At 37.7% G+C, this 25,616-nt stretch carries 29 protein-coding genes, 1 riboswitch and 2 other annotated features; of the genes, 8 read left to right on the top strand and 21 right to left on the bottom strand.

Annotated features, from left to right (window positions below):
* Nucleotides 1-425: 425 nt before the first annotated feature.
* A complete protein-coding gene (locus HF876_RS02285) occupies nt 426-1,553 on the bottom strand; it encodes an N-acetyldiaminopimelate deacetylase (protein ID WP_169358429.1) in 1,128 nt (375 codons plus the stop codon).
* 11 nt (nt 1,554-1,564) lie between these two features.
* Nucleotides 1,565-2,278 (bottom strand): 2,3,4,5-tetrahydropyridine-2,6-dicarboxylate N-acetyltransferase, encoded by a 714-nt coding sequence (gene dapD, locus HF876_RS02280; RefSeq protein ID WP_169358428.1) that lies wholly within the window; start codon nt 2,276-2,278, stop codon nt 1,565-1,567.
* 336 nt (nt 2,279-2,614) lie between these two features.
* Here dapD and HF876_RS02275 point away from each other — a divergent pair, with 336 nt between their 5' ends.
* From HF876_RS02275 to HF876_RS02260, 4 genes are all read left to right on the top strand, one after another.
* Complete coding sequence (locus HF876_RS02275; protein ID WP_169358427.1) at nt 2,615-3,613, top strand: TAXI family TRAP transporter solute-binding subunit; 999 nt, start codon at nt 2,615-2,617, stop codon at nt 3,611-3,613.
* Between the two features lie 42 nt (nt 3,614-3,655).
* Entirely contained in the window at nt 3,656-5,626 is a 1,971-nt protein-coding gene (locus HF876_RS02270) for a TRAP transporter permease (RefSeq protein WP_169358426.1), read from the top strand.
* A gap of 293 nt (nt 5,627-5,919) precedes the next feature.
* The gene (gene abc-f, locus HF876_RS02265; protein ID WP_169358425.1) at nt 5,920-7,575 is read left to right on the top strand and encodes a ribosomal protection-like ABC-F family protein; all 1,656 of its coding nucleotides are present in this window, start codon (nt 5,920-5,922) and stop codon (nt 7,573-7,575) included.
* Nucleotides 7,576-7,902: 327 nt separating this feature from the next.
* A complete protein-coding gene (locus tag HF876_RS02260; protein ID WP_169358424.1) occupies nt 7,903-8,325 on the top strand; it encodes a DUF4395 domain-containing protein in 423 nt (140 codons plus the stop codon).
* A 136-nt stretch (nt 8,326-8,461) separates the two neighbouring features.
* On the opposite strand, the gene HF876_RS18740 is transcribed toward HF876_RS02260, so the two are convergent.
* The 7 genes from HF876_RS18740 to HF876_RS02225 all read right to left on the bottom strand — a co-directional run bounded on the left by HF876_RS18740 (nt 8,462) and on the right by HF876_RS02225 (nt 12,169).
* A complete protein-coding gene (locus HF876_RS18740; RefSeq protein WP_205963971.1) occupies nt 8,462-8,917 on the bottom strand; it encodes a hypothetical protein in 456 nt (151 codons plus the stop codon).
* 228 nt (nt 8,918-9,145) lie between these two features.
* Nucleotides 9,146-9,862: a YebC/PmpR family DNA-binding transcriptional regulator gene (locus HF876_RS02250; protein ID WP_169358423.1), complete on the bottom strand. Its 717-nt coding sequence runs from the start codon at nt 9,860-9,862 to the stop codon at nt 9,146-9,148.
* A gap of 237 nt (nt 9,863-10,099) precedes the next feature.
* Nucleotides 10,100-10,531: an HIT family protein gene (locus HF876_RS02245; RefSeq protein WP_169358422.1), complete on the bottom strand. Its 432-nt coding sequence runs from the start codon at nt 10,529-10,531 to the stop codon at nt 10,100-10,102.
* A 12-nt stretch (nt 10,532-10,543) separates the two neighbouring features.
* A complete protein-coding gene (locus HF876_RS02240) occupies nt 10,544-10,978 on the bottom strand; it encodes a GNAT family N-acetyltransferase (RefSeq protein WP_169358421.1) in 435 nt (144 codons plus the stop codon).
* Between the two features lie 17 nt (nt 10,979-10,995).
* On the bottom strand, nt 10,996-11,466 hold the full coding sequence (locus HF876_RS02235) for a low molecular weight protein-tyrosine-phosphatase (RefSeq protein ID WP_169358420.1): 471 nt from the start codon (nt 11,464-11,466) through the stop codon (nt 10,996-10,998).
* A gap of 86 nt (nt 11,467-11,552) precedes the next feature.
* Nucleotides 11,553-11,960 carry a hypothetical protein gene (locus tag HF876_RS02230; RefSeq protein WP_169358419.1) on the bottom strand — a complete coding sequence of 136 codons (408 nt, stop codon included), beginning with the start codon at nt 11,958-11,960 and terminating at the stop codon, nt 11,553-11,555.
* A 2-nt stretch (nt 11,961-11,962) separates the two neighbouring features.
* Entirely contained in the window at nt 11,963-12,169 is a 207-nt protein-coding gene (locus tag HF876_RS02225; RefSeq protein WP_169358418.1) for a helix-turn-helix transcriptional regulator, read from the bottom strand.
* Between the two features lie 140 nt (nt 12,170-12,309).
* On the opposite strand from HF876_RS02225, the gene HF876_RS02220 reads away from it, so the two are divergent.
* Nucleotides 12,310-12,699 (top strand): NUDIX hydrolase, encoded by a 390-nt coding sequence (locus HF876_RS02220; protein WP_169358417.1) that lies wholly within the window; start codon nt 12,310-12,312, stop codon nt 12,697-12,699.
* A 248-nt stretch (nt 12,700-12,947) separates the two neighbouring features.
* Here HF876_RS02220 and HF876_RS02215 read toward each other — a convergent pair whose 3' ends face one another.
* The 3 genes from HF876_RS02215 to HF876_RS02205 all read right to left on the bottom strand — a co-directional run bounded on the left by HF876_RS02215 (nt 12,948) and on the right by HF876_RS02205 (nt 15,809).
* Nucleotides 12,948-14,663 (bottom strand): GMC family oxidoreductase, encoded by a 1,716-nt coding sequence (locus HF876_RS02215; protein ID WP_169358416.1) that lies wholly within the window; start codon nt 14,661-14,663, stop codon nt 12,948-12,950.
* Between the two features lie 28 nt (nt 14,664-14,691).
* Nucleotides 14,692-15,471: a gluconate 2-dehydrogenase subunit 3 family protein gene (locus tag HF876_RS02210; protein ID WP_169358415.1), complete on the bottom strand. Its 780-nt coding sequence runs from the start codon at nt 15,469-15,471 to the stop codon at nt 14,692-14,694.
* Between the two features lie 80 nt (nt 15,472-15,551).
* Entirely contained in the window at nt 15,552-15,809 is a 258-nt protein-coding gene (locus tag HF876_RS02205; protein WP_169358414.1) for a hypothetical protein, read from the bottom strand.
* A 464-nt stretch (nt 15,810-16,273) separates the two neighbouring features.
* On the opposite strand from HF876_RS02205, the gene tatA reads away from it, so the two are divergent.
* Entirely contained in the window at nt 16,274-16,480 is a 207-nt protein-coding gene (gene tatA / locus HF876_RS02200) for a twin-arginine translocase TatA/TatE family subunit (RefSeq protein ID WP_169358520.1), read from the top strand.
* A gap of 270 nt (nt 16,481-16,750) precedes the next feature.
* On the opposite strand, the gene HF876_RS02195 is transcribed toward tatA, so the two are convergent.
* The 3 genes from HF876_RS02195 to HF876_RS02185 all read right to left on the bottom strand — a co-directional run bounded on the left by HF876_RS02195 (nt 16,751) and on the right by HF876_RS02185 (nt 18,600).
* Nucleotides 16,751-16,996, bottom strand: coding sequence for an HAAS signaling domain-containing protein (locus HF876_RS02195; RefSeq protein ID WP_169358413.1), 246 nt, complete (start codon nt 16,994-16,996; stop codon nt 16,751-16,753).
* 122 nt (nt 16,997-17,118) lie between these two features.
* The gene (locus tag HF876_RS02190; protein WP_169358412.1) at nt 17,119-18,057 is read right to left on the bottom strand and encodes an ABC transporter substrate-binding protein; all 939 of its coding nucleotides are present in this window, start codon (nt 18,055-18,057) and stop codon (nt 17,119-17,121) included.
* 3 nt (nt 18,058-18,060) lie between these two features.
* Nucleotides 18,061-18,600: a hypothetical protein gene (locus HF876_RS02185; protein ID WP_169358411.1), complete on the bottom strand. Its 540-nt coding sequence runs from the start codon at nt 18,598-18,600 to the stop codon at nt 18,061-18,063.
* Between the two features lie 171 nt (nt 18,601-18,771).
* Nucleotides 18,772-18,961: riboswitch (cobalamin riboswitch) on the bottom strand.
* A 112-nt stretch (nt 18,962-19,073) separates the two neighbouring features.
* Between HF876_RS02185 and HF876_RS02180 the strand changes: the two genes are divergently transcribed.
* The gene (locus HF876_RS02180) at nt 19,074-19,547 is read left to right on the top strand and encodes a VanZ family protein (protein ID WP_169358410.1); all 474 of its coding nucleotides are present in this window, start codon (nt 19,074-19,076) and stop codon (nt 19,545-19,547) included.
* A 41-nt stretch (nt 19,548-19,588) separates the two neighbouring features.
* On the opposite strand, the gene HF876_RS02175 is transcribed toward HF876_RS02180, so the two are convergent.
* The 3 genes from HF876_RS02175 to HF876_RS02165 are packed head-to-tail and all read right to left on the bottom strand — an operon-like array spanning nt 19,589 to nt 21,300.
* On the bottom strand, nt 19,589-19,981 hold the full coding sequence (locus HF876_RS02175) for a GerW family sporulation protein (RefSeq protein WP_169358409.1): 393 nt from the start codon (nt 19,979-19,981) through the stop codon (nt 19,589-19,591).
* Between the two features lie 12 nt (nt 19,982-19,993).
* Nucleotides 19,994-20,500 (bottom strand): GNAT family N-acetyltransferase, encoded by a 507-nt coding sequence (locus HF876_RS02170; RefSeq protein ID WP_169358408.1) that lies wholly within the window; start codon nt 20,498-20,500, stop codon nt 19,994-19,996.
* A 2-nt stretch (nt 20,501-20,502) separates the two neighbouring features.
* Entirely contained in the window at nt 20,503-21,300 is a 798-nt protein-coding gene (locus tag HF876_RS02165) for a nucleotidyltransferase domain-containing protein (protein WP_205963969.1), read from the bottom strand.
* Nucleotides 21,301-21,442: 142 nt separating this feature from the next.
* Between HF876_RS02165 and HF876_RS02160 the strand changes: the two genes are divergently transcribed.
* A complete protein-coding gene (locus HF876_RS02160) occupies nt 21,443-22,291 on the top strand; it encodes a DegV family protein (RefSeq protein WP_169358406.1) in 849 nt (282 codons plus the stop codon).
* A 21-nt stretch (nt 22,292-22,312) separates the two neighbouring features.
* Here the strand turns inward: HF876_RS02160 and HF876_RS02155 are convergent, their stop codons facing one another.
* From HF876_RS02155 to HF876_RS02145, 3 genes are all read right to left on the bottom strand, one after another.
* Complete coding sequence (locus HF876_RS02155) at nt 22,313-23,062, bottom strand: GNAT family N-acetyltransferase (RefSeq protein ID WP_240949585.1); 750 nt, start codon at nt 23,060-23,062, stop codon at nt 22,313-22,315.
* 219 nt (nt 23,063-23,281) lie between these two features.
* On the bottom strand, nt 23,282-24,475 hold the full coding sequence (thrS, locus tag HF876_RS02150) for a threonine--tRNA ligase (protein ID WP_169358405.1): 1,194 nt from the start codon (nt 24,473-24,475) through the stop codon (nt 23,282-23,284).
* A gap of 56 nt (nt 24,476-24,531) precedes the next feature.
* Nucleotides 24,532-24,750, bottom strand: a binding site (T-box leader).
* A gap of 37 nt (nt 24,751-24,787) precedes the next feature.
* Nucleotides 24,788-25,009, bottom strand: a binding site (T-box leader).
* A 61-nt stretch (nt 25,010-25,070) separates the two neighbouring features.
* Nucleotides 25,071-25,616: a GNAT family N-acetyltransferase gene (locus HF876_RS02145; protein ID WP_169358404.1), complete on the bottom strand. Its 546-nt coding sequence runs from the start codon at nt 25,614-25,616 to the stop codon at nt 25,071-25,073.

Here is a 25,616-nt window from a genome sequence, read left to right as displayed (position 1 = left end):
ATTTGTTTGGTACATTAATAGTGTTCCAAAGAGCTAGAAGTGGTTTCTACAAAATTTTATAAAAAAGGACAGAGAGTAAGTATCTCTGTCTTTTACGTTATTAAAAAAATTATTGAATTCTGCACCTGTGGATAGATTGATGTATAACTTCGGCGCCTTGCCCCTCGGGATCAAATGGGAAAATACTGCTCCTGCGCAAGCTCGTCGCAAACAAGAGCGTTTGCGGTGGCTGAGGTACTGCCTCCTCGCATTTTCCCATTTGCCTGTCGGGGCAGGGATAGGCGGTTCCGCTTTTCTTGATGTCTAGCTCCACCGCCTTGCCCCTCGGGGTCAAATGGTTAAAAGCTCCGGTGGCTAAGGAACTGCCTCCTCGCTTTTCTCCATTTGCCTGTCGGGGCAGACATAGGCGGTTCCGCTTTTCTTGTTTAATTGCTTGTAAGTGTTCTAAAGTACTGATCCACAAAAGGGACAAGATAGTCTAATAGCTCTTCACTTGGGTTCATCTTTGCATGATGAAGACCAAAAGGAGAATCGACACCCGCCCAGAATAACATGCCTGGTATGTCTTTTAAAAAATATCCAAAATCTTCACCTGTCATCGCTGCATCACAATGAATGGCATTAGTTGCTTGATGCTGCTCAGCAAAAGCAAGAAAATCATTGGTAATGTCATGATTGTTATACACCTGATAATAGGATGATCCATAATCAATTTTTACCTCACACTCAAATGCGATTTCAGTAGCATGGCAAAAAGCCTCTATCTTTTCTTTTATTAATGCCATCGTAGTAGCATCCATCGTACGAATCGTTCCTTCAAGACGGGCATGACCTGAAATAATATTTTGTACAGTACCAGATGTAAATTTACCAATAGTTAATACTGCAGGCTTCATTGGGTTAATTGTACGGCTCACGATGGATTGTAGCTGTAGCAAAAGAGTTGCTGCTGCGATTGACATATCCCTTGCTTGATGGGGGTAGGCAGCATGCCCTTCCTTCCCTATTAAGTCAATGTAGAGCTCTGACGTATTGGCAAATAGGAGGCCAGGTCGAGTAGCGATTGTCCCAACTGGATACTCCGGTGCTACGTGATAAGCAAATATCTTGTTAGGAACTAGCTCAGGATGCTCTTCCCTTAGCCAGTTAAGCATCGGAAGAGCACCACCTGGGCTTTCCTCTGCTGGCTGAAACAAGAACACCATATGATCGTTTATTGGTGTATCTACTATTTTTTCTAGCAAGCCAAGTGCAACAGTCATATGCATATCATGACCACATGCATGCATTTTCCCTGGATGCTCGGAAGAAAATTTAACCTCTGTAGCTTCTTTGATTGGCAGACCATCAATATCAGCTCTCCAGCCAATCGTTTGAGTTGGTTGAAGCCCTTCTACTTTCACTACAATTCCTGTTTTCCATGTAATAGTCGTTAACCGATCCTGTCGAAGGGATCCTATCTGCTCTAAAAGATATGCCTGCGTTTTCACTTCTTCAAAGCCAAGCTCCGGTATACGATGCAAATCGCGACGAATATCAAGTAAGGCCTTCATATGTCACCTTCTTAAATTTGACGTAGTTCTTGCATGATTTCTGTTTTCGATTTTGTTTGTGCATCGATATCCTTAATCACTTTTGCAGGGGTACCAGCAACAACTGTATACGGTGGCACATCTTTCGTAACAACTGCTCCAGCTGCAACAACTGCTCCTTTACCAACACGGCATCCCTCTAGGACTACGGCATTCGCACCGATTAATACGTCGTCTTCAATAATTACCGGAGTAGCAGAAGGTGGCTCTATAACACCTGCAAGCACTGCTCCAGCTCCGATATGACAATTGTCTCCAACCGTCGCACGGCCACCAAGGATTGCTCCCATGTCGATCATTGTTCCTTTACCTATTACAGCTCCGATATTAATCACTGCACCAAGCATGATAATCGCATTATCCCCAATGCTCACTTGATCACGGATAACAGCACCTGGTTCAATTCTTGCATTTATCCCTTTTAAATCTAATAGTGGAATAGCAGAATTTCTGCTCTCATTTTCTACTACTACATCTTCGATTTGATCCTTATGCTGTTCTAAAGTAGGTTGAATTTCCGACCATTCTCCAAATAGAATAAGAGAATTTCCTTGTCCAAAAACTTTTGTATTTTCCCCAAAAGAAAGTTGGTCAATACCATTTCCCTTTATGTATACCTTCACTTGTGTGGATTTCTTTGCGTGTTGAATGTAAGAAATAATCTCATGTGCATCTAACTGTTTCATGTTCTCATTACCTCCTCAAATATGTGCTTATTGTACAGTAATTTTTATTAAAAATCACGAATTTAAATACATTTTGAAATAATTAATTAACTCCTTCTATAAATACAAACAAACACACGCACCCAGAATGATTACAGAGAGATTGCAGGTGCCTGGCACCTGCAATCTCTCTGTAATCAAACCTTAAATATCTGAAAATACTGATATTTAGTTGTAAAATTTTAGATTAAAAGTATAATATTAATAATCATCTACTTAAAATGACAATTATATTGTTGTTTTTAATTTTGAAAACGCTGTCATTGAGATGATAATAATCCTTTGGGGGGAGAGAAAATGAAGAAGAAAAGTTTTAGCATTATTTTGTTTATCACAGTTTTAGCATTGTTTATGGCTGGATGTAGTGGGGGTAAGCCAAATATTGCAATTGGGCCACCTGCTAGTGAAACTAACTCTGTTTCTAAGCTAATTTTAGATGCATATGGAATTACAGACGATGATTACAAGGCTTATCAGGAAGGATTCGGAGATGCTGCTGATGGTGTTCAGGATGGAAATATTGATATTTCTATTGGTATTCTTGGCCTCCCTGCTGCTAGTATTGAGAGCTTGCAGAATTCTGCCGGAGATGTAGTAATGATGAGCTTATCTGATGATGCAATTTCTTATATCGAAGAGAATAGTGGCTATAGACGTCACACTATACCTAAGGACACATACGACTTTTTGGATTCCGATGTAGAAACGGTTACAGCGTACGCCATTTTAATGGGAAGTACGGATACGATTGATGAAGAACTTGGGTATGAGCTAACTAAGATCATGATTGAAAATGCCAATGAAAATACACATGCTCAGGCAAAACAAATGATTTTAGAAAATGCGCTAAATGGAGCTGAGGGGCTTCCAATTCATCCTGGAGCTAAACGTTACTATGAGGAACAGGGTCTTACTGTAGACAATCCGGTTGCTGAGCTGACTGCTGATAAAAGCAATCGAAAAAATGATTTTATACTAGGCACCGGAAGCCAAGGCGGCACTTATTATCCACTAGGTGGAGAGATGGCAAGCATTTGGAACAAACATATAGAAGGATTTAACTTAACGAATACAGAAACTGGAGCATCCGTAGAAAATCTATCCAGTATTCGAGATGGAAACATGGATTTAGGTATGTCTGTACATGTGCCAGCATTACAAGCAGTAAATGGTGAGGCTGCATTTGAAGGACATGAGGTTCCGAACGCCGCTTTTATTGGTCATATTTATCCAGAGGTTATTCAAATTGTTACACGTGAAAGCTCCGATATTAAAAGCTTAGACGATGTAAAATAAAATCGATGTATAAATAAATCCAGTTAAAGATGAGGTGAGGCAATGAAAGATCAGCAACCTGTAAATGCGCAAGAAATATTGGAAAAATACGATAAAGAAAATCAATTCCGAACAAATATTGGAAAGTGGGCATGGGTCGTTACCTTTTTAGGTGTAGCCTTAACCGTATTCCATCTATATACTGCCTACTATGGAACTTTACCCACTCAAAAACAAGGAGCCGTCCATGTAGGAACTGCTCTCGGAGTTATTTTTCTGTTGTACCCATTTAAAAGAGATTTGCTAAAAACACAAAAAAATATCCCCTGGTATGACATTGTACTTGCCTTTACTGCGATGTATGTGACCTATCATAAAATATTCTTTTTTGATTCAATTTTACAGAGCAGAATTTCCGGATATAGCATACCTGATGTAATTATCTCCATCCTTGGGATTTTTCTCGTCCTGGAAGCGACCAGAAGAACGGTTGGTTTGCCAATCGTCATAGTGGCTTTAGTAGCCATACTTTATGCTATCTTCGGAAATTTTGTCCCTACTCAAATCCTTTCACATCCTGGATTTTCGATTGAGCGAACCGCTACTGCACTTTGGTACAAGGAAAGTGGAATCTTCGGCACCCCAGTTCAAATTTCAGCAAAGTTCATATTCCTCTTTCTATTTTTTGGCGTAATGCTCGTACAAACAAATGTAGGGAAATTCTTCAATGATTTAGCCTTTTCCTTAACAGGAAGATATACAGGCGGTACAGCAAAAACAGCAGTTGTAGCGAGTGCACTGCAAGGAACTATTTCAGGGAGCTCCGTTGGTAATACGGTGGCAACAGGGTCCTTCACCATTCCTATGATGAAGAAAGCAGGATTCAAGCCAGAATTTGCTGGTGCAACTGAAGCTGCTTCATCTACCGGCGGTCAAATTATGCCTCCTATGATGGGTGCAGCAGCATTTATTATGATGGAGATTTTAGGTGTATCCTACGGGGCTATTATGTTGGCGGCTATTATTCCAGCTATTCTTTATTTTACAGGTATTTTTATCGGCACTCATTTTGAGGCAAAAAAACTGAAGATACATGGATTACCTAAGTCACAATTACCCTCTTTTACAAAGACAATGAAACGGAATTGGTATATGCTTTTACCACTTTTCGTAATTACAGGAACCATTATTTACGGTTTTACTCCGCAACGTGCTGCACTGTTTGGAATAATCGCTGCCTTTCTAGTGAGCTTAATACGAAAAGAAACAAGAATGTCCTTTAAAAAGACAATACACGTTTTAGAGCAAGGTACAAGAGTTGCTCTTCCAGTTATAGCAGCGGTTGCTACAGCTGGAATTATAGCTGGCATTGTAAGTATGACAGGCCTTGGCTCCAAATTTGCTGCAGGAGTGGTGGCCCTATCCAATGGTTATCTAATTCTTGCTCTCATATTCACTATGATAGCTTGTATTATCTTAGGAATGGGATTACCTACTACAGCAAACTACGTAGTTACAGCTACTATTGCGGCTCCAGTTTTAATAAATGAATTCGGGGTAGCTCCAATTGCTGCTCATATGTTTGTATTCTATTTCGGAATAGTTGCGGATATCACTCCTCCTGTCTGTCTTGCAGCTTATGCGGGGGCAGGTATTGCAGGGGCAAACCCCTTTAAAACAGGTTTAAATGCAGTCAAACTAGCCATAGCAGCCTTTATCGTTCCATATATCTTTATCTATAATCCCATTTTAGTTATGGTGGATGTGGAACTGGTCAGTCTGATACTATCCTTGGCTGGTGCTTTAATTGGGATGGTTGCGGTAAGCAGCTCTATGATTGGCTATTTCATCAGATATTCAAGGTTTTGGGAGCGATCTGTCTTATTTGTAGCCGGGTTAATGCTTATTGTTCCTGAGGTTTTAAGTAGTGGGATTGGACTCGTGCTTATCATAGGAATTTGGTTCATACAAAAAAGAAGAACAGACGATGAACTTGAAATGGAAAGTCCAAGGTCTAGTCAAGCACTGTATTAATTAACCCTTTAATTTTCAGAAGAATATGTTATATTAATTAGTAACTAATATCGAAGGGACGATGGGTGGACTATGATTTTATAATCTTATTTCTCGCTTAATATTGCTGCTTAACGCAGAAAAATATTTTTAGCTAAAACGGAAATAGGATGAGTCTGCCCATTTTTCAAATCAGATCAATGAATACTGCAAACATTTTGTAGTTATTTTTTGTCGTACATTTAAATGGCAGCAGAATCCTTCCGTCTATACTCGGAGGGATTTTTTAGTCTCTCCGGCAGGGAGGAAATGTTATGACAATACAAGGAAGAATAGTAAATCTAAGCATTACACATGGTCATAAAGAAATTATTAAAAATATAAAAACGGATATACCTTTAGGTGCTGTAATAGGTATTGTAGGAAGAAATGGTGAAGGCAAATCTTCGCTTCTATCCGTCCTTTCAGGCGAAGCTCCCTCCTCTTCTGGACAAATCGAATGGATAGGAGCTCCTCCGACCATTAGCTACTGCAAGCAAGAGGACGAGAATTTCTTTTCAACTGAAGTGGAGAAGGATGAATGGACTTATATGAGCAAGTGGTCTGTTCCCCGTACCCTTTCTTATAATAGTTTAAGCGGCGGAGAAAAAATGAAAAAAAGACTAGCTAAAGTTTTTGCAGAAAGGTCTCACTTACTATTACTTGATGAGCCTACTAATCATTTAGACCAAAGCAGTCTATCCTTTTTAAAGGAGCAAATAGCTACCTATCCAGGAACCATTATTTTAGTCTCTCATGACCGTTACTTTTTAGACCAAGTATCAAATTATATATGGGAAATTGAATATCAAAAACTAACTCCTTACAAAGGAAACTATTCTACCTACCGCAAAAGAAAAGAAGAAATAATCCATACTCAACAGAGAGAATATAACGCGCAACAATCGAAAGTACAACTCGTAGAAAAACAAATTGCAGAGTTAAAAAAATGGACTAATAAGGCTCATGCTGATTCGACAAAGAAGGATGGCTACAAAGAATATTTCCGAATGAAGGCAAAGAAAAAGGATGTTCAAATCCGCTCTAAACAAAAACGACTAGAGCTAGAGCTTTCTAAGCATCGGGTAGATCGTCCAGTAGAGGAAAAGGAAGTCAACTTCTCTATTGATGGGAATAAGAAAAAGGGAAAACGCATTCTAGAAGCCAAAAATTTAAGCAAATCCTTTAATGCCAAAACTCTTTTCCAAGATACCTCCTTTACTATTCAATCAAATGAACGCGTTGGTATTATAGGTGCTAATGGAAGTGGTAAAACAACCTTCTTCCGGATGCTTATAGGAGAGGAACCCTTTGACGGTGAGCTTTGGAAAACGGATTCGATGAATATCGGCTATTTACGACAAACTGTATTCGACCTTCCGAATGAGCAGACCCCCTCTGACTTTTTTGCAACTACAGATTTCGAAACAAGAGGAATCATTCAAACTCTGATGACCAACTTGGGATTTTCAAAGGACCATTGGCTACGTCCCATTTCTACTATGAGTATGGGTGAAAGGGTAAAACTCAAGTTAATGGAGTTCATGTTAGATCAAAAAGATGTACTTATTTTAGATGAACCTACAAATCATCTCGATTTACCCTCTCGAGAGCAGCTAGAAAAAACTCTTTCCACTTATCCAGGTACTATTTTACTTGTAACTCATGATCGTTATTTTTTAGAAAAGCTAACCAACAAGCTACTTATATTTGAAAATAAGAAAGTCCAGAAAGTCGAGATGACTTACAATAAGTGGCTCCATAGAGAAGAGGAAAATGAAGTCGAAAAAATTCTCCTCACTTTAGAAACAGAGCGTCTCGCCATTTTAGGTCAGTTAAGCTACCTTCTTCCTAAGGATTCCAAATATGCCGAGTTAGATGAGCAATTTAATTTACTGACCCAAAAGATTAATCAGTTAAAAACCAAATAACACAAAAGAGGATGTGACGTAACACTCCTCAAAATAAAATGTATGTTTTCTGTTACGACAGAAGCTTTCCGAGGGCACGGCTTCAATCTCCTCGTCGCCGTCTCCCTACCAAACAATAAGAGAGATGATTTAAAAAGAAATAAGGACGTGAAAATCAAGTTGTTGTTGATTTCACGTCTTTTAATTTATTGACTAGTTATTTCTCAGACACTTTTCAAAAAATATGTCGATTTCCCGGGAAATAGGTCATTTAGTTCTTAATTAATTTACATTAACTGAAAATCAACATATAATAATATAAATCCAATCAGAAAAGTAGGTTTTAAGATGAAGACAATTCCAAAACCCCTTGTTATGGTCAATCAGTGGTCAATAGTAACCTCCGTAGTCATAGCGCTTCTTACTCAATCATCATGGATTCTACTTATACCATTAATCGCTAATCTATCCAGTTTATTAATTGGATTCCACCCTATCTTAGTTATAGCAAAAAGATTTTTAAAGAAACCTGGTAGTGAATATATCCAAGAGGATTATGATCAGCTAAGATTTAACCAATGGCTTGCAGTTGGCTTTTTAGTTGTAGCTAGCATTAGCTTTTTCCTAAAGTGGAGCATTTTATTTAATATTGCAACCGTCATGGTTGGCTTAGCAGCATTTGTGGCTATCTTAGGGTTTTGTATAGGTTGCTTCTTTCGTTTCCAATATCAGCAATGGAAATATCGGAGAAATAACTCTGCTGCCCATTAATAAAAAAAAAGAGAAGAACTATTTCATGGTCACAGTTCTACTCTTTTTTTATTTTGACATTAACGATTACCCAAAGCACAAAGAGTTTCTTCACTCTTCACCATCTGGATCATGAGTTACGGTGACCAGAACTGGTTTATCCACGATTGGTTTTCCCTTTCTTTCCAAGGCCATACGTTATAGCAATAGCTATGAAGAGAACAAGGAGTACCCCTCCAATGAAAGAAACGGATATTGTATTCCAATTGTTCTTCTTACTTCCCGCATACTCTCCGTCACTATTTGCTTTCACGTATATCCCTACTTCTGATTCAACAGCAATAGCTTCCTCTGGATTTACTTCCACTATTTCATAATACTTAGTCCCTTTAGGAAATGTATTAGAAAAATTACCTGAATACGTTCCTTCTCTATCTGAGTATTTTGTTACATGTCCAATCTCCTTGCCTATTTTCTCTACGTTTTCTTCTGTAATTATATACACGTCACCATCCCAAACTACAAACTGATAAGCCCAGCTTGCCATAGCTGGGCTTAGGATGAAGAAGCTACCTAACAGCAGGATTAATGCACAAATGTAGGATTTCCTCATTCTCTTTTCTCTCCCTTTTACCAATTAGACGCTCCATAATTCCAACAGTTTCTCCCTTTAAAAAATTTAATAGGATTCTTCTTGCCTTGATAAACGCTTAGCCCAGGTGTCACTTTTATCCATTCAGCTAAATGATTTGTCTTTGGGTTTCATATACTTTGTAGAAAGTCCATATCACAAAAAATCCTCACTCCAGTTTCCTGAAGTGAAGATTTCCTCTGTATATCATTAAGCTAATTCTACATTGTGATAAACTTGCTGAACGTCCTCTAAGTCTTCAATAGCATCAATCATTTTTTCAAATTGTGCTTGTGCATCTGCATCCAATGCAATGTCGTTTTGAGCAAGCATTGTAAGCTCAGAAATTGTAAATTCCTCAACTCCTGCTGCTCTTAAAGCTTCTTGCACCACATGGAATTGATCTGGCTCAGCGTATACGATGACCGCGTCGTCTTCTTCCAAGATGTCACGAGCATCCACATCAGCCTCCATTAGGATTTCTAATACCTCGTCAGCTGTTTTTCCTTCTAACCCAATAACTGCTGTTGCATCAAACATGTAAGATACGGAACCACTAACTCCCATGTTGCCGCCATTTTTACCAAATGCAGCACGCACATCAGAAGCAGTACGATTTACGTTATTTGTTAATGCATCTACGATAACCATTGATCCACCTGGACCAAATCCTTCATAGCGAAGCTCGTCATAGCTTTCCTCAGATCCACCTTTTGCTTTTTCAATTGCTTTATCAATAATATGTTTTGGTACACTGTAAGTTTTCGCACGCTCTAATACAACCTTTAACGCTTGATTGGAGACGGGATCAGGTTCACCTTGTCTTGCTGCAACGTATATTTCACGACCAAATTTGGCATAAATACGACTAGTATTCGCATCCTTGGAAGCTTTCTTTTCCTTGATATTATTCCATTTACGACCCATAAAGTCCCACTCTCTTTCTCCTATTGTTTTCGTACTCTAGAATTCTACTGTGTTATTATACATTAGATTCCTTGTAAGTAGCAAAAATTAATACATTAACTTCCATTCACTTCACACTAAGATACCTTTAAGTCGAGGAGAATATCTTCGTTAGACCTAACTATACAATAACCATTCCATAAGCTAAAAAAGAGTCTTTCCATTCTCCGGACAAGACTCTTTCAGCCAATTATTTTATTAACCTTCTGCTATAACGTTCCGAACAGAGTCTCTAAGTTTAGCTGTAACAGTTTGCATGCTTTCTAAATTACGTACGAGTGGCTCATCTTGATAAAACTCTGCAAATTGTTGACCTTCATACCTTGGTACAACATGCATATGATAATGATTCAATTCACTAAAGACTCCTCCATTTTGACAGATTGTAATCCCATCTGGGGCATATAATCTTTTGATAGCCTTAGAGATTAGCCTTGATGCATCCATGATCGAATAGGCTACCTCAACATCTAGGTCATCCACATCCTCATAATGCCTTTTTGGAAGTATAAGCACATGCCCATTATTAAAGGGTTCATGGTCTAAAAAGCAGGTAATATGATCATTCTCAAATATAACAAATATCTCTTGTTTTTTATTCGCTAACATACAGCCTAAGCAATCCGTCATTTAGTTTCCTCCCTATAGCATTTTTTCTAGCACAATTTTATGCGTACCTTTATTACTTATAAATGTTTCTTTAATATCAAACCCAAACTTTATATTTAAAATTAGCATTTCTCTTTTTTCATTTCTTGAGATGGTACGGGCTTTTGTGTACCCCATTGACTTAACAAGTTCATGCTGTCTGCACATCAGCTCTTTCGCTATTCCTTTTCCACGATAATCCTTGTGAACACCGCCCAGCCAGCTATAAAAGGTGCGATTTCCGTAGTCATAGCCAATTTTAAATCCTACTACACGGTCTCCATCCTTTGCTACAAACAGGATTAAATTGTTTTTTTCTTTTAACTTTTCTGTTGCCAAGTCTGAGCCGTCAAATACATGCTTATGTAGCTCCAAAACACCAGAAAGCGTCTGTTTGTCCGGTACCCCATGAAAATATTCATACTCCACTTTTATTCCCCCTCTTGCTACAGTTGCTCTTTATAATCAAGTTTAACTTTGCCTAGAAGTGCATCACAGCCCTCTAAAACCAAATCATAGGTTTCCTGAAAATCACCAGTGAAATAAGGATCAGGTACATCTTTCTTGTGCTCAGTCAAATCTAAAAAACGAATAATTTTGGGATGATCAGGTTGACCAAGCATTTGTCGTATATCTTTAATATTATTTTCATCCATACCAACAATATAGTCAAATTCTTCAAAATCTTCTTTTTGTAGCTGACGTCCGGATATACCCTCTGTCGAAATGTCATATTCTTTTAGCTTGGCTATTGTCCCTGGATGTGGCGGGGCTCCAATATGCCACTCACTTGTAGCAGCTGAATCTACTCGAATACTCGCTTCTAATTTTTCCTTTGCTACTAGATGCTTAAATACAGCCTCCGCCATGGGAGAACGACAAATATTACCTAGACAGACAAATAAAACATGAACCATTTCTTAACATCCCTTCTTAGTCAATTTATACTGCATACGCTTTATAGACCTTATAAACTACCTTTATAATACCCTTTCTATGTCCCTCAAATCTTCTTGATTATAAAAGTACCAATACCAATTAACATAAATAGGATCATCATATAAATAATGAGTATTCCTATTTCTATTGTTTCAACACCAAGCGCAAATAATATTAATAATATGGCCCCTGTACCGAAGAGGACAAAATAAAGTACAGTAGAAAAATAATTCTTCATCATCACAGTTGTGCGTTCATCCATATCCGGTACATTTCCTATACGTTTTTGTCGCCACCATGCATAAAGCAAAAAGACAGAAAAGCCCCCTAATGCTCCAGCTAACATTGGCAAGAAAAGCCCCCAATCGAAGATGCCCTCCTCTTTACCCGAGATATACACCCCTAAAAACGAGCCACCAATGATACATCCACTAATTATTCCATACAATAGGATCTCATAGCCCTTCTTCATCCTTATTCCTCCTCTAGATAAAATAATTCTTCAATAGGTACATCAAAATAACGTACTAGTTTAAGTGCAAGCTCTAAGCTGGGATTGTATTTATTGTTTTCAATCGCTGTAATGGTTTGTCTGGTAATTTGTAAATCACCCGCCATTTGAATCTGTGTTATCCCCTTTTTTAAACGGATTTCTCTTATATGATTAATGACCTTTGCCATTTACTTCCTCCTTGCTTACAATGTAAATATATCTTTACATACAGAATAATCAAAAATTTCTCCAATGTAAAGAACTCTTTACATATTTCCATTAATTTATTGTTATAATTTTCTTAAAAATAGGTGAAGGGGGGAATAAGATGAGAAATCGAGGAGCCACTATTATTTTAGAACAAGGACGAGTTGCACTGATCAAAAGGACTAAGCCTTATACCACCTACTATGTATTTCCGGGTGGAGGTATCGAGAATGGAGAAACCCCTGAGGAGGCAGCTATTCGTGAGACATATGAGGAGCTAGGGGTACATGTTCGCATCCAAAGACTTTTTAAAGTACTACCATATAGCGGAACTCAATATTATTATTTAGCTGATATTGTAAGCGGTACGTTTGGATCCGGAGGTGGAGATGAATATGTAAGCACTTCTAAAGAAAAAGGAAAATATGAACCGATTTGGATCGACCTCAAGGATTTATCTACTCTTGATGTTCGTCCTAAAGAAATAGTAGAAGCAATCTTGGCAGATTAAACAGTCCAAGGAACCCACAAAAATTCGGTTCATAATGAACAGCCTGAAATTTACACAAACTGTGCAAGCTTCTTAGAAATCCAAAAGAGTAGTTAAAAGTTTGTGGATGAATCCATATATTAAAAAACTGCTACCTTCTTTTGATGGAAAGAAGATAGCAGTTTTTAAGTTGTTGGCTAATTCTATGAGTAAAAATTATTTGTTAAGTTTAAGCAAATATTATTTCTTTATATAGAAGCTTCTCGATTTTAAACTAATAATCCGCCAGTTTTTAAGTATTTTTCAATACCTTCCGCAGCACGATATGCTAGTGCTCCAACTGTACCAGTTGGGTTGTAACCTGAGTTTTGAGCAAAAGCACTTGCACCAGGTACAAATACGTTTTCACAATCCCACATTTGTAGATAGCTGTTTAAAGCACTTGTTTCTGGATTAGAGCCCATAATTACTCCACCAGTATTATGAGTAGATTGGTAGTTACGAATATCGTAATCTCCGACTTCGAGGCCATTAATTTTGATATCTTTTGCACCCATTTTTTTCATGATCTCAGCTGATTTTTCGCCCATAAACTTCATTAGCTGACGGTCTTGATCTTTCCAATTAAACGTCATACGAAGTAATGGATCACCGAATGCATCTTTATACGTTGGATCTTGATCGATGTAATTATCTTGCCAAGGAAGGGAAGCTCCTTGTGCTTTAACAATAAGAACACGGTTTGCATTTGTAACAGAAGCATCTTTAAATTCTTTCCCCCAAGTTGGAACGCCTGCTGGAATCTGATTGTTGGCAATAGGACGATCCCCTAATTGGGTAATTTGAATTGTCGCACCATGTAAGAAATCTAAGTCAGTATGATCAAAGAAGTCTCCGTTAAAGTCATCAATTTGTGCTCCTAGAGATCCTGCACCACCGTATAAATTGAACTCTTTATCAAAGAAACCTACAGCAGTCCCTAGAATTGTTTGGTATGCATAGTTTCTACCAATGACACCTGTACCAGTAACTGGATCATATGGACGGCCAAGTTGAGAGTTTAATAATAGTTTAATATTGTTCATTTGATAAGCTGATACTACAACTACATCTGCCTCTTGGATAAACTCTTCACCAGTACGTATATCAACGTATAACACGCCAGTAGCTTTTCCATTAGTGTGTAGAACTTTACGTACAACAGAATGAGTACGTACTTCGAAGTTACCAGTTTCTTTAGCTACAGGTAATACTGTAACTACTGGTGAAGCTTTTGCTCCATATTCGCAACCAAAACGCTCACAAAAACCGCAATATTGACAAGCGCCACGAGAAACGCCATCTGGATTAGTATAAGATTGCGATAAATTGTTAGAAGGCATATGGTATGGATGATAACCAAGCTCTTTCGCTGCACTTTTGAATAATTTTATAGCAGGTGTTTCCAGCATTGGCGGGTTAGGGTATTTTATTTGTGGAGAGCCAGGTAGTGGATTCTCCTCACCGCTAATACCCGTCATAGCGTCAAATTTATCGAAGTATGGTTCTAACTCTTCGTATGTTATACCCCAGTCTTGAAGCATCATCCCTTTAGGGATTTTACCTTTTCCGTAACGTTTAACAGTTTCTGAATAGATTTCGAAATCGTATGGAAGGAAGCGGTAAGTTTGACCATTCCAATGCTCTCCTGAACCACCTGTTCCTTCTCCGATTAGGAAGCTACCCCATTCACGGTAAGGTAATGCTCGTTGTGTCATATTGTGACGGAATGTAATCGTTTCTTTAGAAAGATCTTGCATCATTTCTTTACGCTCTGCGTAACGTAGTTCATCATGAGCCATAAAGTAATCTTCAGTCGAACGTTCTTTACCACGCTCTATACCTACTACTTTGTATCCTTTTTTTGTAAGTTCTGCTGCGATAATACCGCCTACCCAGCCTACCCCTACTAAAACTATATCTGTTTTTGGTAATTTAGTTGCCAAAGTTGTTCACCCTTTCTATTGGTGTTTATTAGTGTTGATGCTGAGAGTTTAAGCTCATAGGATCTATTTTCACGAATTCATCTTTTTCTAATACATTAGTATAACTTGATTGATGTCCAGGGAAATTCTTCATCTTCCAACCAGCCATATCTTTGTTACCGCCGTACATAGGGTCAGCATATACTCCTTCAATTGTTACTTTTCTAAGTAAAGAGAAGAAAAAGGATGCACTAACAGCTCCATTTAATTTAACCTTATCAGCTTCAAAATCTTTTAAGATTTCGATTTGTTGTTCTTCTGTTAAAGTAGCGAATTTAGGTTTATCATCGGATTTCTTTGCAGCCTCTGTATTTAAAGCTGTAATTCCAAGGTTAAACACTTGCTGACGATTCAAATGTGTTTGGTACCCTTGCTGTGGAACTGCTTCTCCTGGGAAGAAAGGACCGGTCATATATTCTTTTGAGTTCAGACCAAAGCTTCCCGCGAGTTGGTGATCGATATAATATGCAACAAGTAATTCTTTAGCACCGGGTCCTACCTCAGTTTTAGGGAAAATTTGCTCTGCTGCAGCCTCTATCGTATCAAATTGTGCCTTGTCAAAATACATCAGTGCTTGGTTGTAGTTAACCCCAGCAGCTGCTGAATGAACCCCAGTCTCGTTAGTTTTAGATGTTGAGTCTTTCCCTAGTAAAGAACCGAGTGCTCCACCTAGTACAACTCCACCAACTGTTAATCCAGAGTTTTTGATAAAAGTACGTCTAGATGAACGTTTATCTAAGTATGTAGTCTTGTTTTCCTGTTCTGACATAATATGACCTCCAATGTAAATTAGTTGAAAAATAGGTTAAACTATTTATTTAGGTAAACAATTAGTTAAAAATATTCTAATTAATGAAAAACTACATGCCAGTTATAAATTAATGAGAATAAGATCGTATAAACCAATAAAAATGAGACAAAGTATATATATTTTTTTCCAGTCCAGCAAAGAACAATTATAGCTAGTCCAATACTTGAACCTATTAACGCGAACCAAGGAAACTCGTTATTATAGTAAAAGAGGCCAAGAGCTAAATCTGCTACTATAAATAAAGCAAAAATTACTTGATTCAACAGTTTTAATTCTTCTAAGTTATATTGCGTCACTTTTATTCTCCTTTAACATAGTTCACACAACTATGAAAATGTAATTTTTATACAAAACAAAACAACCGTTTTACAGTCTACTCCTTTTATTTCTTAAAAACTAGATATTTATTTCGATTATAAAAATATAATTTTATTCTGAAAAAACATTAAATTTTTATAATTAATGCAGAATAATAGAAAAACCTTTGTATTATGGGCATAAATTAATTAGTATTTCCTGGATAAATAAACGATAAGATTATATTTATATAATTAAATTTTTGCAGAAGGGATTAAGGCTACTTTTATAACGAAGAGACTTTTCCAGTTCAAAACGCTTAGATTATTTTTAAAACTAAATTATTTACAAATTTAAACGTAGGAGTATAATGTGTTATTGATACAAAACAACCAATTTTATGTATGATTAACTACTATTGAAAAAACACATGAGAATATACAGAAACAGTATAGGAGAGATTATAATGCCAAATATCGGAATACCAGGTTTAATCATTATATTAATTATTGCTTTAATCGTGTTCGGTCCGAAAAAATTACCTCAATTGGGTAGAGCAATTGGAGAGACGTTAAAAGAATTTAAAAGCTCAACTAAAGATATAGTAGACGATGTTGCAGAAGAATTTAAAATAGAAGACAAAGAAACAGTAACTAAAAAAAATATCTAATGCAAAAAGCCGCCAAATTCTAATAGGCGGCTTTTTGCATGTGTTAATATACATTTGCTCTTTATTTCTTTAAATAACGAAGAAATAAAAGGGCCTCTTGGAGTTTGTGTGATGGGATAGGGGTTAGTGATATAGGCAACACACCAGAGATGAAAGTTTATACAGACGGGGATTTATCAGATTCAAACTGTAAAATTTGGATTCCCAATGAACCAGTTAAAACTTGTCAATGAAGTCATGCTACAAAGGGTAACTAGCCTTTGTAGCATTTTATATATATGCACTTTCATATGCCACTTCTGTTACGATCATTTCCTCTTCGGAGTAAGCCTTAAGTAGTTCCCTTGCTATATACGATGGTGCTCCTAATGATTCTATTATTGCTTGCTCGGATTTTCCCTCTCTTAACAAGTCACAAAAATATTTTTGGAAATCTCGAACAACCGCTTGGCGCTCCTTAGCATTTAAAATATATAGCTGTTTTTCTAATGTCTCAATATAAACGTTTGCTGTCACTTCTAACTCCTCCTCGGTACTATTCATTAAATAGTACTATACCATAACACTATTATCCATTGCAAGGTACCTGTTTTAAAATAAAAGAAGATGGCCTCCTCAAAACGAGACCATCCTTTACTTTATTTAAATAATTCTGGATAAACGGTTTTAGCTACTAGTTCCACAGCTTCACCAATTCGTGGACCAGGGCGAGACATTATGTCCGAATCTAATTGGAAGATGGCGTTGTTTTGTACAGCCTCTAGCCGGTTCCAGCCTGGACGAGCCTTAATCTCACCAACTGGATCTTCTACATAATTTACAGTAGTTAAGATAATCGGAGGATTTTTCTTAATGACATCTTCCTCAGATAATTTAATCCACCCCTCTTGGTCTCCAAAAATATTCACAACAGAAGCATTATTTAAAACTTCTTGTTGAAACGTATTTTTACCAGTTGTAAAAATTTCAGGAGAGGGGCTTATCTCAAAATAAACTTGTTTCTGATTAGCTACACCCGATACTTTGTCCTCAACACTTTGAATAGTAGTTTTAATAGAGTTAACAAGGTTTATTCCTTTATCCTCAACTCCCATTACTGCGGCCAACTGTTCAATATCACCATAGACGTCTTCAAATGACAGTGCCGATTGAATGACAAAAACGTCTAAACCCGCATCTTCCAACATTTTAAGCTCTTCCTCAGAACCGGTGGTATACGCTATCACTACATCTGGGCTTATCTCTAAAATCCGTTCTGCATTAAAGCTCATAGAATCGGAAATTCTTTCAATTTCCAGTGCTTCTTCTGGATAGGTATCATACTCTGTAGCTCCCACTATTTTATCTCCCACGCCAAGGGCAAATAGAATTTCTGTGTTGCTTGGTTGTAGAGACACAACCGTGTCGGGAACTTCTTCAAATGTAATTTCGTTCCCCATATCGTCCGTTACAGTGTATTCCTTTACTTCTTGTACAGAATCTGTTTCAACAGCTGTATTCTTTTCAGCCTCTTGGCAGCCTACAAGTAAGATAGAAAGTATTAGTACCGCTAACCAATTTCTTAATTGTTTATTCATATGTTAATCCCCCAATTCTTTCTTTTTTCTCATGGGATATGATTTACTGACAAATTGAATCTCGTCAACTCCATGATACTTATTTACATATACCGCCATTGCAAACAATACATTTGCTAATAGCTGCGTGTAATCAAATAAAATCTCAGGTACTTCTCTTTCTAAAGAGACTTTATGTAAAGCTCTGACCGACTTTTTTGCTTCACTTCGACATACGTGCAACTCACAAGCAGCCGTTGAACCTTGTGGAAGTACGAATATATCTACTCTTCCTTCTACTTCGCTTACGTAGGAATCGTACATATCGCTGAGGATCTGTAAATCTTCTTCATGGATCGCGAGCTTCCCTCTGACAGACCCATTTAAGTGGTATGCCATCGGGGCCAAATACATAAGGTCCTCATATACTCTTGGAATATCTTTTGTTAAAGAAGCAGCCAAGCCGATACGTGTCGTCAGTGAGTCCGTTCGAATCTCAAAGTCTACTGTAGAAGGCTTCTCTCTCATAAACGGATAACAAATATAACGCATGTCCTTTTTCACCTTTTTCCCCTCCCTTCCTAGTAAATGTGAACATATGCAATACAATACTCGACCTCTTACAGCACAAAAAACGCCACCCCAAAAAGGGCGGCGCAATACTATTTATCGTTTTATAAATTCAATCGAAAAAATAGACACGTGCCGTACAACCCCTTAACTTCCGAAGAGTATTTATACGTTCAAGAAAAGGCTGGTCTCCTGGCTCATGCATCATTTTACTCTAAGAACCTTCCCATCGACTTCTAGCCGACAGTGGTATTTTTCTTATTTCATTAGCATTTACAGTTGCGGATACAGCTTCGGTTTTTCACCGAATTCCCAATTAAGCTGACAAGTCAGCACCTTTTCCCTGCAATAAATTATTCACTTATCGTAAGTGTACCATAGCGTATCATTTTGGGGTAGAAATGGTTATCTAGTGTTAAAACTTGTAATTAGTTTGTTTCTTGTTCAGTTTATGCTACTGTTTTTATATGAAAAAATATATCCCACTATTACTTTTAATTCTCTTTGTATTTATTGCTTCGGGTCAAACTTCCGAGCAGCAGTCTTTAGAGACTGTGCTTAAAAACTGGCTTCCCAACAAGCCATTGGAATCCTTTTTGTCTTTATTTCATATTCCATATTGGGGATTTTATGTCTCTGTCGAGGAACGTGGCTACTATGCATTTGTTGAATTTATCATTAGAAAAGGAACGCACTTTTTTTATTTTGGTTTGATTGGATTAGCCATTTATATTGCTTTACCGAAAAAAAAGTACAGAAAGCTGTTGGCCATACTGATTACCTTTTTTCTAGGAGCAGCAGATGAATTCCATCAATCCTTTACGAGTGGACGATCTGCACTCTTTCAGGATGTTCTATTAGATACAAGTGGCGCAATTTTTGCCATGCTATTGCTAACGCTTGTTCAATGGTTAAAGAATAGAAAAAACGCTACCCACTAAATTTAAAAGGTAGCGTTTTTCTATTAAGCTATTTAAAGAACTTATTTTCGACTTTTCTTTAATAGGAAGGCAAGACCTAAGGTGATAATGGAGAACACAGTAAGTAATTGATTAATCGGAAGTATAGGCTTGAATTTTACATTTTCCTCGGTGATTTCATAAACTCCAACTGGTTTAATCGAAAATACACCACCTGCTCCTTCTCCTTGACCACTAGCATTTTGCTCGTCTGTAAATCCACCACCTCCTCCTCCACCTACGAAGTAGTTCACTTTGGCTACTGGCAGAATCCGTTTATTGTCCATAATGATTGGTTCCCCGTATATTAAAGAAGCATCCTTTTCTCTAGAAAACTTTTCAAAAATAGAACGTATTGGTGTTTGTATCATAGGCAGCTTGGTATTATCCTTTTGTTTACTTGTCTTTTCCTCCATACTATCTCTCCTTTATTTTAATATAAGGGTCATATGATGTTCCTCGTAATAAACATCTCTTTCCTTTAAAGCCATTTCTTCTGTTCCAAATACTTTAAATCCTAGCTGCAGGTATAAATTTTTTGCAGACTCATTACTAGATACTACGGAGAGATTAATCTTTTCAATTTCATTAGTTTCTCTTGCCTGTTTAATCGCCTGCTCCATTAAGGACTTACCGGCACCTTTTCTTCTCCCGTGTGGACTAACATACATCGCAAATATATTTGCTCTATGCTTCATTTTTGAGCCACTCTCCTGTAAAAGAGTAACCATACCGATTAATTTATCTCCCTCAAATGCACCGAACGTATAATTCTCATTTACTTGAAAATTGCTTCTTACTCGTTCAATTGGATTTTCTCTTTGAATAGCTTCTTCATAACTAGTACCAAATGCTTCGGGGTTATTTTGCAGTGCCTCAAGCCTTAGCTGCCAATATGCCTCTGCATCATCACCTATTAATCTTCTAATTTCCATTTCTATACCTCCTGAAAATAGTGTGCATTACAAAGTTCATGTGCGTACAATATTAAATCTCGACAAGCTTCTGCACGTGAGCTTTCTGTTGCAAATAGCGAAGGAGATTGCTCTAATGTACGAATTCTCATCCCTTCTTGTATTAAAGGATGCCAAACATTTGGCAGCATACTTAACCCTTTTCTCAGTGCTTCTTTTTTTGAAATGATCTGCTGATATTCGAGTGAATAAAGAATTCTGCAAATAGTAGCTGTAACAAACTCCACCACCTCGTCAGTCACTGAATCTGGTATTTCTTTTGTTTTCTCATACCAATATTGATTAATATTGTATTTTAACGTCCCTAAGACGTCCTCCCATTCAGTAGAAATCTTTAACTCTTGAATATCTGTTCCCTGCAATGTAATTCCATGCTCCTTTAACACCCACCAAGTCACATGATTAATGTCCCAATGCCCAACTCTAACAACGCCATCCGCACAAAAAGGATAAGGTTGCATTGTTTCGTTCCCCTTACTAAGGTCAGTTGCTTGGATATACATACCGTCCATCCGAGAACCTAATTCCTCTTTAGACAATTGAGTATGAAGATCCTTTATCATTTCTATCTCTTTCTCATTTACCTGTCGATTTAATAAAACGATAAAGTCTATATCACTCTTCCTCTCATCAAAAGCGTCTAAAGCAACGGAGCCATACAAATAGACTCCTTCTATTAAATTCATAGGCAAATGTGTATTTAATTGCTGTAGATATACTTGCATTAAATTATGTAGAGAATACGGTAATAAATACTTCAACATTTCACCTCCTCTAAATATGTTCAAAATATGTTCCAGTTCCCGAAATTTCGACAAAACATGACAAGTAACACTATTGATATGTATTCATCTGCGTTACATTATCGCTAACAAATTATTTTTATTAAGGAGATTATCAACTGTGAATAAAAAAGTTGCTTGGATCACTGATACTGCCGCTTTATTGGAACAATCATTTATTGAAAAACATAATATACATGTCTTACCGTTAAATATTGTTTTTGAAGAGGGTGCATTCAAAGAAACGATTGATATGACACATGATGAATTCTATGACAAATTAAGAAATGCTAAAGTTCATCCAAAGACCTCTCAGCCTCCAATTGGTGAAATGGTACAACTATATGAAGACCTAAAAGCAGAAGGATATGATTGTGCAGTTGCCGTCCATACATCAAGCGGTTTGTCTGGCACCTACCACAGCTCACAAACCGCTTCTAAAATGGCCAATTTCAAAGTATATTCCATTGACTCGAAAATAGGCTCTTATCCAATGGTCAAAATGCTAGAGGTTGGGAAAAGCTTGTTAGAAGAAGGCCGAGGCGTAGAGGAAGTTGTAGCTCATATAGAAAATATGACAAATAACTCTGAGTTATCCTTCATTCCATCTAGCTTGACTCAGCTTCATAAAAGTGGTCGCGTTTCCGGCACAGCAGCGTTTCTTAGCAATCTATTAAATATAAAAGTGGTTATTTCCTTTGATAATGGAAAAACCGTCCCGACAGAAAAAGTACGTGCTACTAAAAGAGCTAAAAACTATGTAATGGGACGCCTTCGAAAAGATATGAAAATAGCAGAAGTTCCAGAAGTTGCAGTAATCAACTGCAACAACAAAAAGGATGCTCAAACGTGGAGAGAAGAAATCCTGCAGGAATTCCCTAACCTTAAGGTAATTGTTATCCCACTAAGTGCCTGTGTAGGAGTGCATGCGGGAGAAGGTACCATTGGTCTGAGCTGGGTTCGATATTAATATAATTTATAAAGGGGTTTGCTATTTAGCAAACTCCTTTTTTAACAAAGAGCAAATGGAAGCATCACAAAATTGTCCTTTTTCAAACGCAGATTCTCTTAATGTACCCTCATATATAAATCCTGCTTTTTCCAATGTTTTTTTGGATGCCATATTGTCGGGATCATAGAGGGCTTCTATTCTGTGAAGCTCCATCTTTTCAAAGCCATAAGTTAGTATAGGCTGCAAAACCTCCGTCATCACTCCGCTTCGCCAGTATTCTGGCGTAACCTCAAAACCGATTTCCGCTTTGAAATGTTCTTTCTCCCAATTATGGAACCCACAGCTTCCAATAATCTTATTGTCTTCCTTTGTCGCTATTCCCCAACGCAAGCCTTCGTTTTTATGGTATTTTGTCTGCCAGTTTTTTATTATTCTTCTTGCTTCACTAACATCCTTTAAGACATCAAGATCATAGTACTTCATAACCTCATACTGAGAAAAATAATAGAATACCTCTTCTGCATCGGTCAGCTCTATCTGGCGTAGTACAAACCGTTTCGTTTCCATTCTAGGAAAATTTTTATTACGTTGATCATAGGCAAATAATACAAAGAATTGAGATATGGCAATTATCCCTGACAGGGTACTAATAAAAATGCTTATCCAAAAGTACATAGATATTCTTCCACTTCCTATAGGACCAACTTTCGGCTGGTACACGTCATAGACAGCATAAAAGTTAATCCCTAATAAAACTATTCCACCAAACAAGATAAACCATTTAACCATAGCGACACTTCCTATCGAGAGTTTATTCGAGATGGTGGCCATAAAATCCTTTTTTAATGGTGCTAAAGGATCTCTACTACAATTCGATGGCTCGGTTGACCGCATGACGCTCCATACCCTCACAAGTTCCAGCAAGTTTACGACAATCCACCCTCCGATTACTACAATGACCGGATACTTTACGACAATCCGTCATCCTATCCACTTACCACAACAACTTTACTCTCTCAGGTGGTGTCCAATAAATGCTTCTATCCCAATATCACCAAGGCTTCCTACTCGATGCTTCCTAACGGAAACAACTTGATTCTCCATTTCCTGGTCACCAATGATCAGCATATACGGATGTTTTTGCATGGCTGCCTCTCGTATCTTCAATCCAATTTTTTCTACGCGGTCATCTACTTCTACCCGGTAGCCTTCTTGTTGTAGCCGCGACTTTACTTCCTCCGCATAAGCTAGATGAGCGTCTGCGATAGGCAACACCTTCACTTGAACCGGGGCTAGCCAAAGTGGAAAATTACCTTGAAAGTGTTCTAATAGAATCGCGATAAAACGTTCGATAGAACCATATATTGCTCGGTGAATCATGATAGGACGACGTAGTTGATTGTTTTCATCGACGTACTGGCAATTAAATTTTTCCGGCATTTGAAAATCAAGCTGAACTGTTCCACACTGCCAGCTACGTCCAAGTGAATCGAGTATATGAAAGTCAATTTTAGGACCGTAAAAAGCTCCATCTCCCTCGTTTACTTGATATTCAACCTGTTTACTCTTCAATACCGATTCTAGCGCTTCTTCTGCTTGGTCCCATACTTCCACAGAGCCCATAAAATCCTCTGGACGAGTTGATAGCTCCACTTTATAGCTAAATCCAAATTTCCGGTAGAATTCATCTACTAGATCTAACACCTTCGCAAGCTCACTTTCAATTTGCTCTTCTAGAACAAACAGATGTGCATCGTCTTGAGTAAATGCTCGAACACGCAATAGACCATTCAAAGATCCCGAAAGCTCATGACGGTGTACTAACCCTAGCTCTGCATATCGTATAGGAAGTTCTCGATAGCCTCTTCTTTTACTATTAAAGATTAAAACTGCTCCCGGACAGTTCATTGGCTTAATCGCATACTTTTGTTCATCCACATCAGCAAAATACATGTTTTCATGGTAATGATCCCAGTGTCCCGATTTCTCCCACAGCTCCTGCTTCATCATGATAGGAGTTTTTATCTCCTGATAGCCCGCTCGCTGATGTTTTTCTCTCCATAAATTTTCGAGTTCATTTCGTAAAACCATTCCTTTTGGCAAATAAAATGGCATACCTGGAGCTTCCTCCATGGACATAAATAATTCTAGTTGCTGACCTAATTTTTGATGACTTAATCTTCCCTCGGCTTTTACTGACATAATTAATTCCTCCTCGTTTTGTTTTACATAATAAAAAAAGACCACACCCATCCCGGTAAAGGGACGAGTGTGGTCGTGGTTCCACCCTAATTTTGCCGACATTAACAAATACGGCTCTCATAAAATATAACGGTTTCCCGATTATGGATACTAGTTGTTCCCCATAATAGCTCAAGGTGGTAAACTATTCGCCTTTCTAACAGGGCTTTCAGCCAATGACCCTGCTCTCTAATTAGAAGTTGTTGAATAATTCATGTCCTTTTCATAGCTTAAATATAAAATTGTGCATACAAAAAACCACACCCGTCCTGGTAAAGGGACGAGCGTGGTCGTGGTTCCACCCTAATTTTGCCGTCGAATAAAAAATACGGCTCTCTAAAAAGATAACGGTTTCCCGATTATGGATACTAGTTGTTCCCCATAATAGCTCCAAGGCGGTAAATCATACGTTTTTCTTACAGGGCTTTCAGCCGATGACCCTGCTCTCTAATAAGAAATTACCTAAATGACTCATGTCCTTTTCTTTGCCTAAATAATATAAATTGATTTTTAATAGTATATTCAATGAGTTTAGAATAGTCAACTAAATTTTATTTTAAATGAAAGAACGTCCCATCACAACTGTGTGATAGTATTTTCCATCCTTTAACATTTTATCATTTTTTAATATACCCTCTACCTCGAAACCATACCTTTTATATAAGGTAATCGCTTTTTCGTTTGTATGTAATACATTTAATGAGATTTTTTTGATACTACCGGCATCCGCCCAAGCGATAGACTCCTTCAATAGGTTGGTACCGATACTCAGCCCCCAATATTCTTTTAAGACACACACACCAAATTCCACTTTATGCGCAAACCGCTTTAAGCCATTCCCTTCACATCTAGAAAAACCAACAATCCTTCCCTCAATCTCTGCGACTAAAAAGAGATTGTTCACGGAAAGGGTGTCATCTTCAATTAGCTTTTCAAAGCCTGTGACATCAATGAATGCTTCCCCTTGTTCTCTATCTAGATTCTCCGTTTCCCCGTCGATTTGAACCCTTACCTCGGACAGCTGCTTTGCATCCAGCTGACTAGCCGATCTAATCTTATATGAGATATCTCTAACCTTATATTCCTTTGTCTCTATTTCCAT

Origin of the sequence: Psychrobacillus sp. BL-248-WT-3 (assembly GCF_012843435.1) — a bacterium.
GTDB lineage: Bacteria > Bacillota > Bacilli > Bacillales_A > Planococcaceae > Psychrobacillus.
This window is presented reverse-complemented; position numbering and strand designations above follow the sequence as displayed.

Excerpts from the sequence above, each read along its gene's own strand:
- HF876_RS02145 (WP_169358404.1), bottom strand. The coding sequence starts at position 25,616 with ATGGAAATAGAGACAAAGGAATATAAGGTTAGAGATATCTCATATAAG.
- HF876_RS02210 (WP_169358415.1), bottom strand. The coding sequence starts at position 15,471 with ATGTCAGAACAGGAAAACAAGACTACATACTTAGATAAACGTTCATCT.
- HF876_RS02225 (WP_169358418.1), bottom strand. The coding sequence starts at position 12,169 with ATGGCAAAGGTCATTAATCATATAAGAGAAATCCGTTTAAAAAAGGGG.
- HF876_RS02230 (WP_169358419.1), bottom strand. The coding sequence starts at position 11,960 with ATGAAGAAGGGCTATGAGATCCTATTGTATGGAATAATTAGTGGATGT.
- HF876_RS02180 (WP_169358410.1), top strand. The coding sequence starts at position 19,074 with ATGAAAAAATATATCCCACTATTACTTTTAATTCTCTTTGTATTTATT.
- HF876_RS02155 (WP_240949585.1), bottom strand. The coding sequence starts at position 23,062 with ATGGTTAAATGGTTTATCTTGTTTGGTGGAATAGTTTTATTAGGGATT.
- HF876_RS02175 (WP_169358409.1), bottom strand. The coding sequence starts at position 19,981 with ATGGAGGAAAAGACAAGTAAACAAAAGGATAATACCAAGCTGCCTATG.
- HF876_RS02235 (WP_169358420.1), bottom strand. The coding sequence starts at position 11,466 with ATGGTTCATGTTTTATTTGTCTGTCTAGGTAATATTTGTCGTTCTCCC.
- thrS (WP_169358405.1), bottom strand. The coding sequence starts at position 24,475 with ATGTCAGTAAAAGCCGAGGGAAGATTAAGTCATCAAAAATTAGGTCAG.
- HF876_RS02220 (WP_169358417.1), top strand. The coding sequence starts at position 12,310 with ATGAGAAATCGAGGAGCCACTATTATTTTAGAACAAGGACGAGTTGCA.
- HF876_RS02270 (WP_169358426.1), top strand. The coding sequence starts at position 3,656 with ATGAAAGATCAGCAACCTGTAAATGCGCAAGAAATATTGGAAAAATAC.
- dapD (WP_169358428.1), bottom strand. The coding sequence starts at position 2,278 with ATGAAACAGTTAGATGCACATGAGATTATTTCTTACATTCAACACGCA.
- HF876_RS18740 (WP_205963971.1), bottom strand. The coding sequence starts at position 8,917 with ATGAGGAAATCCTACATTTGTGCATTAATCCTGCTGTTAGGTAGCTTC.
- HF876_RS02285 (WP_169358429.1), bottom strand. The coding sequence starts at position 1,553 with ATGAAGGCCTTACTTGATATTCGTCGCGATTTGCATCGTATACCGGAG.
- HF876_RS02245 (WP_169358422.1), bottom strand. The coding sequence starts at position 10,531 with ATGACGGATTGCTTAGGCTGTATGTTAGCGAATAAAAAACAAGAGATA.
- abc-f (WP_169358425.1), top strand. The coding sequence starts at position 5,920 with ATGACAATACAAGGAAGAATAGTAAATCTAAGCATTACACATGGTCAT.
- HF876_RS02260 (WP_169358424.1), top strand. The coding sequence starts at position 7,903 with ATGAAGACAATTCCAAAACCCCTTGTTATGGTCAATCAGTGGTCAATA.
- HF876_RS02250 (WP_169358423.1), bottom strand. The coding sequence starts at position 9,862 with ATGGGTCGTAAATGGAATAATATCAAGGAAAAGAAAGCTTCCAAGGAT.
- HF876_RS02190 (WP_169358412.1), bottom strand. The coding sequence starts at position 18,057 with ATGAATAAACAATTAAGAAATTGGTTAGCGGTACTAATACTTTCTATC.
- HF876_RS02170 (WP_169358408.1), bottom strand. The coding sequence starts at position 20,500 with ATGGAAATTAGAAGATTAATAGGTGATGATGCAGAGGCATATTGGCAG.
- HF876_RS02275 (WP_169358427.1), top strand. The coding sequence starts at position 2,615 with ATGAAGAAGAAAAGTTTTAGCATTATTTTGTTTATCACAGTTTTAGCA.